Source organism: Marinobacter sp. 2_MG-2023, from assembly GCF_030546935.1.
Taxonomy (GTDB): domain Bacteria; phylum Pseudomonadota; class Gammaproteobacteria; order Pseudomonadales; family Oleiphilaceae; genus Marinobacter.
Genome location: NZ_JAUOPH010000002.1, coordinates 516,416 through 528,173 on the forward strand (window position 1 = coordinate 516,416; position 11,758 = coordinate 528,173).

General features: G+C 54.8%; 10 protein-coding genes. 7 read left to right on the plus strand and 3 right to left on the minus strand.

The features are described from left to right. From Q4501_RS06170 to cynS, 7 genes are all read left to right on the plus strand, one after another. Entirely contained in the window at positions 1 to 1,263 is a 1,263-nt protein-coding gene (locus Q4501_RS06170) for an ABC transporter substrate-binding protein (protein WP_303595118.1), read from the plus strand. Continuing rightward, entirely contained in the window at positions 1,260 to 2,087 is an 828-nt protein-coding gene (locus Q4501_RS06175) for an ABC transporter permease (protein WP_303595120.1), read from the plus strand. Before Q4501_RS06170 ends, Q4501_RS06175 begins: the two co-directional genes overlap by 4 nt. A 95-nt stretch (positions 2,088 to 2,182) precedes the next feature. Then, on the plus strand, positions 2,183 to 3,856 hold the full coding sequence (locus Q4501_RS06180) for a sigma 54-interacting transcriptional regulator (protein WP_303595122.1): 1,674 nt from the start codon (positions 2,183 to 2,185) through the stop codon (positions 3,854 to 3,856). A gap of 187 nt (positions 3,857 to 4,043) precedes the next feature. Next, the gene (locus tag Q4501_RS06185) at positions 4,044 to 4,592 is read left to right on the plus strand and encodes an OsmC family protein (RefSeq protein WP_303595123.1); all 549 of its coding nucleotides are present in this window, start codon (positions 4,044 to 4,046) and stop codon (positions 4,590 to 4,592) included. 30 nt (positions 4,593 to 4,622) lie between these two features. Beyond that, entirely contained in the window at positions 4,623 to 5,759 is a 1,137-nt protein-coding gene (locus tag Q4501_RS06190; RefSeq protein WP_303595124.1) for an acyl-CoA dehydrogenase family protein, read from the plus strand. After that, complete coding sequence (locus tag Q4501_RS06195; protein ID WP_303595126.1) at positions 5,756 to 7,111, plus strand: FAD-dependent oxidoreductase; 1,356 nt, start codon at positions 5,756 to 5,758, stop codon at positions 7,109 to 7,111. The genes Q4501_RS06190 and Q4501_RS06195 overlap by 4 nt, the downstream gene beginning before the upstream one ends. Before the next feature lie 61 nt (positions 7,112 to 7,172). Continuing rightward, positions 7,173 to 7,622 carry a cyanase gene (gene cynS, locus Q4501_RS06200; RefSeq protein WP_303595127.1) on the plus strand — a complete coding sequence of 150 codons (450 nt, stop codon included), beginning with the start codon at positions 7,173 to 7,175 and terminating at the stop codon, positions 7,620 to 7,622. A 267-nt stretch (positions 7,623 to 7,889) separates the two neighbouring features. Here cynS and glmS read toward each other — a convergent pair whose 3' ends face one another. From glmS to Q4501_RS06215, 3 genes are all read right to left on the minus strand, one after another. Continuing rightward, on the minus strand, positions 7,890 to 9,722 hold the full coding sequence (glmS, locus tag Q4501_RS06205) for a glutamine--fructose-6-phosphate transaminase (isomerizing) (RefSeq protein WP_303595128.1): 1,833 nt from the start codon (positions 9,720 to 9,722) through the stop codon (positions 7,890 to 7,892). A 56-nt stretch (positions 9,723 to 9,778) separates the two neighbouring features. After that, positions 9,779 to 11,143, minus strand: coding sequence for a bifunctional UDP-N-acetylglucosamine diphosphorylase/glucosamine-1-phosphate N-acetyltransferase GlmU (gene glmU, locus Q4501_RS06210; protein WP_303595130.1), 1,365 nt, complete (start codon positions 11,141 to 11,143; stop codon positions 9,779 to 9,781). 171 nt (positions 11,144 to 11,314) lie between these two features. Further along, on the minus strand, positions 11,315 to 11,737 hold the full coding sequence (locus Q4501_RS06215; RefSeq protein WP_303595132.1) for a F0F1 ATP synthase subunit epsilon: 423 nt from the start codon (positions 11,735 to 11,737) through the stop codon (positions 11,315 to 11,317). Positions 11,738 to 11,758: the final 21 nt, after the last annotated feature.

Sequence of the window (11,758 nt, forward strand, 5' to 3'; positions counted from 1 at the left end):
ATGAAAAATCGCCAAAGCGACGACAGTCCCTTAACCCAGTCTGAAGCGGACTACCTGCAAAAGCATGAGATGGGCCGAAGAGATTTCCTGCTCGACACCCTGGCTCTCGGTGGTTTGGCAGCCGGTTTCGGGCTCGCCGCGAGCAACCCGGCATGGGCCAGCATCCAACCTCCCGCAGACGAAGTTGTGCGCATCGGCTATCTGCCAATCACTGATGCAACAGTGCTGCTGGTGGCTCACGAAATGGGATTTTTCAAGGAACAAGGGCTGAAATCAGAGCCCCCTACTCTGATAAGAGGGTGGTCACCATTGGTTGAAGGCTTTGCCGCAGGCAAATTCAATCTGGTCCACTTCCTCAAGCCAATCCCGATCTGGATGCGTTACAACAACGGCTTTCCGGTCAAGATCATGTCCTGGGCTCACCTGAACGGCTCCGGGCTGGTCGTCGGCAAGGATGTGGGAGCAGAGAAATTCTCAGACCTTGGCGGTAAACAGATCGCCGTGCCCTACTGGTATTCCATGCACAACATCGTTTTGCAAATGGGCTTGCGACACGCTGGTCTGACCCCAGTCATCAAGGCGCAGGGTGAGCCGCTTGCCGCCAACGAGGTAAACCTTCAGATCATGCCTCCACCGGATATGCCGCCTGCCCTGGCAGCAAGAAAAATTGACGGTTACATCGTCGCTGAGCCGTTCAACGCCGCCGGCGAGCTGCTGGCCGGTGCCAAGATGCTGCGCTTTACCGGAGACATCTGGCGTAACCACCCTTGCTGCGTAGTTTGCATGAATGAGCAACAGGTCAATGCCAACCCTGAATGGACTCAGAAGGTTATGAACGCCATCGTGAAAGCTCAAGCTTACGCCCAGCAAAACAAAAAGGAAGTCGCCGCAATGATGTCCCGGGACGGCAAACGCTACCTTCCCATGAAGGCCAATGTCGTTGAGAAAGCGATGACAGACTACGATGACGCGAGCTACGGCAAGCCCGACGCAATCCAGCATCCCGAGTGGGGCAGTGGACGCATTGATTTCCAACCCTGGCCGTTTCCGTCCGCCACTAAACTGATCGTCAATGAGCTGAAGCGGACTCTGGTGGGGGGCGACATCTCGTTCCTGAAGGATCTTGATGCAGACTTTGTCGCTGACGATCTGGTTGACTATCGCTTCGTTAAAGCTGCGATGGAAGCCTATCCCGGATGGCAGGACGCACCCGGTTTCGACGCAGCTGACCCGTTTTCGCGTGAAGAGGTCATCAAGTTATGAGTGCCGGCACCACAACATCAACGAGTAGTGCCGTCTCGCTCTTCGCTCCCACGAAGCTCGTTCGCCTACTCAGTAACCTGCAATACCCCGCCATGGGAATCACAGGGTTGCTTTTCCTCTGGTGGATTGGCGGTTTACTCATTCAGAATAATGAAAACCTGAGTGCATTCTCGGCTTTCGCACCCGCGCCGGCCTTCCAGGCGCTCTATGATCTGGTAACGAGTGGTGAGATCTGGGCACCGATCACATCAAGCCTCTATCGAATCCTTGTCGGGATGACTTGGGGTATCGCCATCGGTGTACCTGTAGGCGTCACCATCGGTTATATCGGTGTCGCTCTCAAGGTCGCCAACGTTCCTTTCCAGTTCCTGCGTATGATCAGCCCACTGGCCTGGATGCCGATTGCCGTCATGGCTTTTGAAACCTGGGACTCCGCCATTATATTCCTGCTCGTAATGGCCACAGTCTGGCCCATTATCTTTTCAACAGCTCACGGAGTGCGCAGAATTGACCCAAACTGGTTCAAGGTTGCTCGCAACCTTGGGGCTTCCGGTCCACAAATGCTACGACGCATTATCCTGCCGGCCATCATGACGGATGTCATGGCCGGCATTCGCCTGGCCGTAGGTGTGGCCTGGGTGGTTCTGGTGCCAGCCGAATACCTCGGGGTCACCAGCGGGCTGGGCTACGCCATTAACGATGCTCGAGATACCCTTTCCTATGACTATCTTGCGGCTGTCGTCCTTGTCATTGGCATTATTGGCTATGGACTGGACAGCGTGTGCAACCTTTTGATCAAACGCTTCAACTGGCATGTCGAGTGAACCTGATAGCCAGCAATGTTTCACGCCCCGAGCCTACCGCCGGGGCCAGCTGGTTGTTCCGCCAAACCTGACAATGTCGAACATCGGTGCACAATTTGCATGAGCCTATTCCAACATTGGCAGACAATATGATGAACGACATGGGCGACAACGAGCTAACGAACAATACCCACTCCAGCGCAGACACCGCCGGCTCCGACCTCTCAGTCCTGCATGAAGCCGCTAAACTGATCGGGCATTCAGCCACACCTGAAATAGCGATCACCAGCACTCTGAGACTGATGTCCCAGATGCTCGGCTTGAATAGAGGCAGAGTCTTGCTGCCCTCCTCCACCAACTCCGACCTGCAGATCCGTTACAGCTATGGCCTCACAAGCGCGGAACGCCATAAGGGCCGCTACAGATACGGTGAAGGTATTACAGGAAAGGTAATGAAAACCGGGAAGCTGGCGGTGGTACAGAATATCGACGACGATACCGGCTACCTTTTCCGAGCCGTTGAGCGAACCACACTACCTGACAACATGGTCGCCTATATTGCAGTTCCCATCATGGATGGCGATACTCCCATCGGGGTTCTGGCGGCCCACCGCTTGCGCATGCGGCCTCGTCCGGTTGATGCAGATCTGGTCATCCTTCGTATTCTGGCCACCTTTATCGCTCAGATCATCAAGATCAATAACCTGATTGATGAGCGGACCAGTTATCTGCAGGAAGAGAACCGCGAGCTGAAAGATGCCCTGCAGAATAAGTACGCTAATCACGGCATTCTTGGCGAAAGCCCTGCCATTCATAACGCACTCGACCAGATAGCCCGTGTTGCCAACACTCCGGTAACAGTGCTGATCACCGGCGAATCGGGAACCGGAAAAGAGCGCTTTTCACAGGCTTTGCACCTGAATAGCGCTCGTAAAGACAGCCCGTTCCTTGCCATTAACTGTGCCGCTATCCCGGAACAACTGCTCGAATCCGAGTTGTTCGGGCATGAGCGTGGCGCCTTTACAGGTGCAACATCTGCGAAGCAGGGCAAGATTGAACTGGCAAATGGCGGCACACTTTTCCTGGATGAAATCGGTGATCTGAATCTGGAACTCCAATCCAAGCTGCTGCGTGTGCTTGAAGGCCAGGTCATACAGCGTGTTGGCGGAGTCCGGGATATTCCTGTCGATGTGCGTATCATCACTGCCACACATAAAAACCTTCAAGAGGCGGTCAATAGAGGCACGTTCCGCCTGGACCTCTTCTATCGACTCAACGTGTTTCCCATTCACCTTCCACCTCTGCGGAAGCGGGCGGGTGACGTGCAGTTACTCGCGCGCCATTTCCTGATGTCGGCGAACCGGGATTACAGTCGCTACACCGTTTTCGGACAGGGGGTGATGGAACGACTGGAGAGTTACAACTGGCCAGGAAACATTCGTCAGCTGGAAAATGTGATCAAACGATCCGTTCTCACAGCTTTGAATGGCGCAATCAGTATCCGGGATATCGAAATAATCCTGCTCCAGGAGTCTGCTATCAACAACCCGCTCGAAACAACGCACACATCCCCACCAGCGTCTGTACCGGGCGCCCCGGCTCAGGAAGCTCCCACGGCATTAGCACAAGGGCGCCCCTACAGCTGGGTGCGTGAAGACGAATCCAGAGCTATTGAAGAGGCACTGGAAAAAACAGGGGGTAATAAAACCCGAGCGGCGGCCCTTTTGAATATGACCCCCAGGCAATTTCGCTACAGGATGGAAAAACTGGGCGTCCACTCAAATGTCTGACATTGTCAGGCTTACATTTATTGCCAAAGCATTCCAATGCTGATGTATTTATCAGAAAAATAACAACAACTCATTGTTTATTATAGATTTATTTGTTCTGGCACACTCCATGCAGTTCTTTAAAGCAAAGCTGGGCGCAGAAGTAACAATGCGCTCGGGTTTGCCAATTTAACTGGAGAGTAAAGCCATGAGCACAGCAACCGCACCGAAGACTGTTTCAACTTACCTGCGCCCAATCGACCGCGACGGCTTATCAGCGTTCGCCGAAAAAGGCAGAAAAAACCCTGAGAATCGTGGCACCAACAAAGTCCACACCATTACCGATGGCCAATACCGCACCGTCAGCCACGTTAACCAACACGAAGTTGTGGTGGACGAACCGCTGCATTTGTTCGGAGAAGATACCGCTCCGGCACCAGGCGAAATCGTGCTGTCTGGTTTAGGTGGCTGCCTTTGCGTTGGCATCACCGCTGTCGCCACCTGGAGGCAGGTCAAACTGAGCCGTCTGGAAGTCTTTCTGGAGGCTGACATTGGCAATAGCGCAGCCTGGGGTGCCGGTGGTGCCGATCGTACACCGGAAGAGATGGGTTTTCAGGACATCCGCGTCAAGGTCCTCATCGAAGGCGATGCAACCCGTGAGGAACTGAACGAGATTGTAGAGAAAGCCAACTACTTCTCCCCCGTCGCAAACAGCATGCGCAACCCCATCCCGTTCAGCATCAGCATGATGGACTAATTACTTTTCAACTAACTAGGGAGGAATGCCATGAACAGCGTCGCAGTCTCTTCAAACCAGGCCCTTTGGGCTGACGATTCACAGGTTCTCGCTGATGTCAGCATGGTCGGGCGCGAACAGCTCGCCCCGGCAGCCTACCGAATCGACCATGAGGGTTACTACCCGCTGGATATCATGGCAAACCTCGGCCAAGCCGGCGCGTTCGCCGGTCATCTTGACCAATATGGCGCTCGCTATGGCCTGGCGGTGGCCTCCATGCAGGAAATCAGCCGGCACTGCGGGTCCACCGGTTTCATGACCTGGTGCCATGATGTTTGCGGGCTCTACATGGAGCAATCGGGTAACCCGGCACTGCTTGCCCGACTACCCGATCATACCGCCGGGCGTACCTTCGGTGGAACGGGTCTATCAAACCCGATGAAAGCATTCACTGGCATCGAAAAGATGGCATTGAAAGCCAGGAAGGTTCCTGGCGGTTATAGCGTCAGTGGTACTTTGCCCTGGGTCAGCCATATTGCCCCGGGGCAATACTGTGGTGTGATCGCCTCCGTCGACCGGGATGATGGAACCCGCTCCCATGAGATTATGTTCCTGCTGGATCTGGACGAGCGCGTGACACTGAGAAAATGCCCCGAGTTTTCCGGAATGGAAGGTACCAGCACCTGGGCCATACCGCTGGTCGATTATTTTGTCAGCCAAGATCAGATAATTGCCGATCCTGCCCGGCCCTTTATCCAGCGCGTTCGCGCCGCATTTATTTTGTTGCAGGCTGGGATGGCCACCGGTGTTATTCAGGGTTCTATTGACTCTGCCCGCGAGGTCGAACCCTCACTTGGCCATGTGAATCAGTATCTGCATGACCGACCCGATGAGCTGCAGGCCGAGCTCGATGAAATGACAGAAGTGACATCGAGGCTATGCCAGACCCCGTTCGATGGCTCCAAAGAATTCCTCCTTGATGTGCTTGATTTACGAGCATGGGGCTCGGAACTTGCACTCAAGGCATCTCAATCCGCACTTCTGCACCAGGGTGCGCGGGGTTACCTGATGAACTCATCGCCGCAACGCCGAATACGCGAGGCACATTTCGTCGCCATCGTCACACCTGCCCTCAAGCACCTGAGATGGGAAATGGCAAAACAAATGCGTGAAGAGGTACCGGCATGAACCAGCAACCCCTCGACAAAACCATGCCCTGGAGGCAGTACATTTGCCTCGCATGTGGACTGATATACGACGAAGAACTGGGGGATCCGGATAGCGGACTCGCACCAGGCACCCGTTTTGAGGATATTCCTGACGATTGGGAGTGCCCTTTGTGTGGCGTCACCAAAACAGATTTCGAGCTGTTTGAACGACAGGAAATCACCGTCTCCGAGCAGCCCATACAGTTCAACCGCGAACCCGGGGTTGTTGTTGTAGGCGCTGGCATTGCTGGATGGTCCACGGTGGAAGCACTACGCACGTTGAATCCGGATGTTCCCATTACACTGGTCAGCGCTTGCGGGGGTGACCTGTATCACAAGCCTGAGCTATCTGTCGCAATTAGCCGCGGTGCCGATAAATCAGCGCTCATCCGCGAGACCGGACCCGATGCAGCCCGCCGCCTCGGTGTGCAGCTGATGCCAGGCACTTTCGCGGTGGGTTTAAGCCCGGCACTTCGACAGCTACGCACTACTCGGGGGACTCTGAACTACACCCACCTGGTTTTGGCTCAAGGTGCCAAGCCGGTCCTTCCGCCCCAGCTCCCCCCCTCTTTGTGTTGGCGCGTCAACGAGCTGGAGGGCTGGTCTGGCCTGCAGCAGGCGCTTGCCGGAGGTAAACAGTCGGTGGCCATTGTCGGAGCCGGTATGATCGGGTGCGAGCTGGCTGAAGATTTTGCTCACGCAGGTCACAAGGTCACGCTTCTTGATCGCAACACCTCGCCGCTCGCCGGCCTGTTGCCTGAAGAGGCCTCATCTCGACTGGTCAACAGCCTGACCAACCTCGGCGTCACTTACTACGGTGGTGTTGATGTTGCCGGTATTACAGAGCTTGAAAGCGGCAAACGAGTTGTCGAGCTCGAAGCCAATCCCTCTATTGAAGTCGATCACATTGTCGCAGCCACGGGGTTAGTCACTGATAACAGGCTGGCTCTCCAGGCACATCTGCGTTTTGAATCCGGGCTCGCAGTGGACCCCCAAACGCTGTGCACCAGTGACCCCAATATATATGCACTTGGCGATTGCATCAGCATTGACGGAACACCCTGTCGCTTTATTGAGCCCGTAAAGCATCAGGCTCAAGCAATCGCTCACGCCATATTCGGCATGGACACAGTGACGTACACACATACGCCTCCGGTAATACGGCTCAAAACCCGCTCTATGCCCGTGGTTTTGCATGGTCGGCCTTTGGCCGAAGGGACCTGGAAGACCATTTCGCAAGATGCCAACGAACTCATTATGGAGCAATACCTGGGTGGTCAGATGGTCTCACAACTGAAAATAGGCACCTCGACACAAAGCCAGGCTGCCTGAGCATCAGGGCGATGCTGAACCCGATACATCCGATTAACCATACAAACTGAAGGAAGCCATTATGATTAATAGCCGCGATGAAGTAACCCAGATGATTATGTCCTCCAAAGTGCTCAAGGGCATCAAGTGGAGCACCGTTGCAGATACCGTTGGTCTATCCAAAGAATGGACCACCTCTGCATGCCTTGGCCAGATGGCGATGAACAAGGAGCAGGCTGAAAAAGTCGGCGAACTGTTCGAACTCAGTGACGAAGCAGTTGCCTGGCTTCAGGTGACCCCCTACAAAGGCTCGCTTCCCACCGCTATTCCTGCCGACCCGCTGATCTATCGCTGGTACGAAATTGTCAGCGTATACGGCGGCACGATCAAAGAGTTGATTCATGAAGAGTTCGGCGATGGCATAATGAGCGCCATCGATTTTTCGATGGATATTCAGCGCGAAGATGATCCCAAAGGTGATCGCGTAAATGTTGTTTTGTCTGGCAAGTTTCTCCCATACAAAGCCTATTGAAGAGAATCAACTCTTCGACTTCAGGGGTGACGGTGCTTCAGCAGTGAACAGTTCCGAGCGACTGGCAGCATACTTCATAATAGCCAGTCGCTCGCTGAGCTGGTCGTTGAAACCTGCTATCGCATTCCGGAGTACGGAAGCTGCTGTGGGTAGAGAATCTTAAGACCACTCATTACCAATACAACCACAACCCAAACACCCCGGAGACATTTTTGGCGTAGCGTCAAAACCCACGGCAGTCTCATCCTGCTTAGCACTCCCGGCTGGTTACTCCACCGTTACGCTTTTCGCCAGGTTTCGGGGCTGATCCACGTCTGTGCCCTTGAGTACTGCAACATGGTAGGACAACAGTTGCAGAGGCACGGTATATACAATCGGAGCCGTGATTTCGTGCACTTCCGGAAGTTGCACTACATGGATGTTCTCTTCCGGTTTTATGTCCGCTGCGCGATCAGCGAACACAAACAGTTCACCGCCCCGGGCCCGGACTTCTTCCATATTGGATTTAAGCTTCTCGGCCATGCCGTTGTTGGGCGCCACCGTGATCACAGGCATTTCACTATCAACCAACGCTAGAGGCCCGTGTTTCAGCTCGCCGGCCGGGTATGCCTCTGCATGGATATAGGAAATTTCTTTGAGCTTCAGAGCTCCTTCCATGGCTACCGGGAACTGCGACCCCCGCCCCAGGAACAGAGAGTGGTTTTTATCCATAAACCGCTTGGACATCTCTGCAATTTCGCCATCCAGTGCGAGTACATCGCTGACTTGGCCTGGCACCAGATGCAGTGCCTTGACGATTTCGGCTTCCTGCTCTTCGCCCAGACCATTTTGTCGAGCCAATGCCAGGGTGAAGATCAACAGCGCTGTTAGCTGGGTGGTAAAGGCTTTGGTCGAAGCAACGCCAATTTCCGGCCCGGCCTGGGTCATAATGACCAGATCGGATTCGCGGACCAGTGAGCTGCCCGGTACGTTGCAGATTGCCAGCGCAGCGCGGAAGCCGGCCTTTTTGGCCTGGCGCAGGGCGGCCAGCGTATCTGCGGTTTCGCCAGACTGGGAAATACAGAGAAACAGCGTGTCTTTCTGGATAACGTGTTTGCGGTAGCGGAACTCGGAGGCTACTTCCACGGAGCAAGGGATACCGGCCAGTTCTTCGATCCAGTAACGGGCAACCATGCCTGCGTGGTAGCTGGTACCACAGGCAATGATCTGCACGTGCCGGACATCTTTCAAAAGATCGCCGGCCGAGGTGCCAAGCGCCTGCTCCAGAACCCGTGATTCAGTCACACGGCCTTCCATGGTGGCTTTGATAACTCTTGGCTGCTCGTTGATTTCCTTGAGCATGAAGTGCCGGTATTCGCCTTTGTCTGCGGAATCTGCGCTGTGCTCGAAACGGCTTATGCTACGCTCAACCGGTGCACCATCACGATCATGAATTTCGATGCGGTCCCGGTGAATGTCAGCAACATCACCCTCTTCGAGAAACATGAATCTGTCGGTTACCGGCAAGAGTGCAAGCTGGTCCGACGCAATGAAGTTCTCACCAATACCAACGCCAACCACCAACGGGCTGCCCTCGCGGCATACCACAACATGATCCGGCTCATCAGCATGTACGACAGCAAGAGCATAAGCTCCACGCAGGCGAGCGATTGAAGCCTTTACCGCATCGTAAAGCTTGCCCAGTTCGCGGTAGTTCTTCTGGATCAGGTGAACAACCACTTCGGTATCGGTCTGGGAGGTAAACTCAAAGCCGTCGGCCTTCAGCTCTTCACGCAACTCCTGATAGTTCTCGATGATTCCGTTATGAACAATCGCAAGGCGATCACCGGACATATGAGGGTGGGCATTGAGCTGTGACGGCTCACCATGAGTTGCCCAACGGGTATGGGCAATACCAAGGTGGCCGGAGAGCGGATTGGTTTCGACCGCAGCAGCCAGCGAGGCTACCTTACCGACTTCCCGGGCGCGCTGTACCGCGCTCTTGCCATCCAGAACCGCCATACCGGCAGAGTCGTATCCCCGATACTCAAGGCGGCGCAGGCCCTCAAGAAGAATATTCTGAACATCCCGTTCTGAAACCGCACCTACAATGCCACACATGCTGCTTGTCCTGTTCGTAATATAACCAATGGTAAAATTCTGGCAGGAAACCCTATTCAGTGTTTTTCCGGCTTCTGCCAACCGGAGATGTTGCGCTGCCGGCCCCTGGCTACGGCCAGTTGCTCCTCAGGCACATCCTTGGTGATGGTGGACCCCGCACCAACCGTGGCGCCAGCCGCGACGGTAACCGGTGCAACCAGAGAGCTATTGGAGCCAACAAACACCCCATCACCAAGCTGGGTCTGATATTTGTTTACACCATCATAGTTGCAGGTAATGGTACCTGCACCCACGTTTACATTGGCTCCCAGCGTAGCATCACCAACGTAGCTGAGGTGGTTAATTTTGCTTCCTTCACCGACAACGGTTTTTTTGGTTTCCACAAAATTACCAACCTTGGTGTTCGCCGCCAATTGTGTGCCGGGACGCAGGCGGGCAAATGGCCCGACCTGAGCATTGGGCCCTACACTGGCTTGCTCGATTACACTGTGTGCATGAATCTGAGCACCATCAGCTATATCGGCATCTGTGATGACACAGCCCGGACCAACAGATACATTGCTACCCAGCGTCACCTTGCCATTAAACACCACGTTTACATCAATCAGTACGTCGTTGCCTATGGTGAGTTCGCCGCGCACATCCACGCGCGCCGGATCCGCAAGCGTGGCGCCCTCCGTCATCAGCCTCTCGGCTTCCCGGCTTTGGTACCAGCGCTCAAGTTCAGCCAGTTGCAGACGGTTGTTCACACCCTGCACTTCATACGGATTACCCGGCTGAGCCACATTCACCGACATCCCTTCCTGCACCGCCATCGCAATGATATCGGTAAGGTAGTACTCGCCCTGAGCATTGCTGCTGGACAACTGTGGCAACCATGTTTTCAGGTGTCGCGCGCTAACAGCGAGAATACCCGTGTTCACTTCGGGGATAGCCAACTGCTCGGCGTTTGCATCTTTTTGCTCGACAATCTCCGTGACCTTTCCCGCCTCGTTGCGCAGGATACGGCCGTAACCCTGTGGATTGTCGAGTGTAACGGTCAACAATCCCAGAGTTCGCTCGTCCAGATCCTGAACCAGCCCCTTCAACGTATCTGCCGTAGTCAGTGGAACATCACCATATAGAACCAGCACCCGCGCATCATCAGGCAACTCTGGCAACGTCTGCGCAACGGCGTGCCCGGTACCCAACTGCTGCTCCTGCATTACCCAGCTTACGCTGTGCGCCTTGGTCGCGGCCTTGACCTGATCTGCGCCGTGCCCGATCACCCCGTGTATTTTTTCAGCGCCCAGGGTCAGTGCCGTATCGATCACATGGTGCAGCATGGGCCGGCCTGCGACTTTGTGCAGTACCTTCGGCAACGATGATTTCATCCTTGAGCCCTGGCCGGCGGCCAGGATAACAACGTGCAACGGTGACATGGGGACACAGCTCCCTTAGGTGGACGGGGTGATTTCAATAAACCGTTAAAACAATAAAAAAAGCCGCATCCCTGCTACTGGAAACCGGTATTGGAATCACCTTGTACGGTGACACAACACCCGCTACCCATGCTGGATGCGGCTTTTCTGGGCGAGCTTTTGCAAACCGTTCTAGCGAACGTTTTTGCGCAGCTTCTGCAAAGTACGCAGCTGAGCGGCCGCTTCGGCCAACTCGGCAGCAGCCCGAGAATACTCGAACTCGCCCGTTTTATTCGCCAGTGCTGCTTCGGCGTCTTTCTGAGCCTGCAATGCTGCAGCCTCATCAACGTCCTTCGCACGCACCGCCGTGTCGGCCATCAGGGTCACAAGGTTTGGCTGCACTTCCAGGTAGCCCCCGGAAACGTACAGAATCTCTTCCTCACCACCCTGCTTGATGATCCGGACTGCCCCCGGTTTGAGTGCGGACAGCAACGGAGCATGGCCTAACTGAATGCCCAACTCACCCTCGGTGCCGGTAGCGATAAGCATCTCTACCAGGCCGGAGTAAATCTTCTTCTCAGCGCTCACGACGTCACAATGTACAGTCATAGCCATATCTCTAAGCCTCTTGGGTCA

Excerpts from the sequence above, each read along its gene's own strand:
- Q4501_RS06170 (WP_303595118.1), top strand. The coding sequence starts at position 1 with ATGAAAAATCGCCAAAGCGACGACAGTCCCTTAACCCAGTCTGAAGCG.
- Q4501_RS06175 (WP_303595120.1), top strand. The coding sequence starts at position 1,260 with ATGAGTGCCGGCACCACAACATCAACGAGTAGTGCCGTCTCGCTCTTC.
- Q4501_RS06185 (WP_303595123.1), top strand. The coding sequence starts at position 4,044 with ATGAGCACAGCAACCGCACCGAAGACTGTTTCAACTTACCTGCGCCCA.
- Q4501_RS06190 (WP_303595124.1), top strand. The coding sequence starts at position 4,623 with ATGAACAGCGTCGCAGTCTCTTCAAACCAGGCCCTTTGGGCTGACGAT.
- Q4501_RS06195 (WP_303595126.1), top strand. The coding sequence starts at position 5,756 with ATGAACCAGCAACCCCTCGACAAAACCATGCCCTGGAGGCAGTACATT.
- cynS (WP_303595127.1), top strand. The coding sequence starts at position 7,173 with ATGATTAATAGCCGCGATGAAGTAACCCAGATGATTATGTCCTCCAAA.
- glmS (WP_303595128.1), bottom strand. The coding sequence starts at position 9,722 with ATGTGTGGCATTGTAGGTGCGGTTTCAGAACGGGATGTTCAGAATATT.
- glmU (WP_303595130.1), bottom strand. The coding sequence starts at position 11,143 with ATGTCACCGTTGCACGTTGTTATCCTGGCCGCCGGCCAGGGCTCAAGG.
- Q4501_RS06215 (WP_303595132.1), bottom strand. The coding sequence starts at position 11,737 with ATGGCTATGACTGTACATTGTGACGTCGTGAGCGCTGAGAAGAAGATT.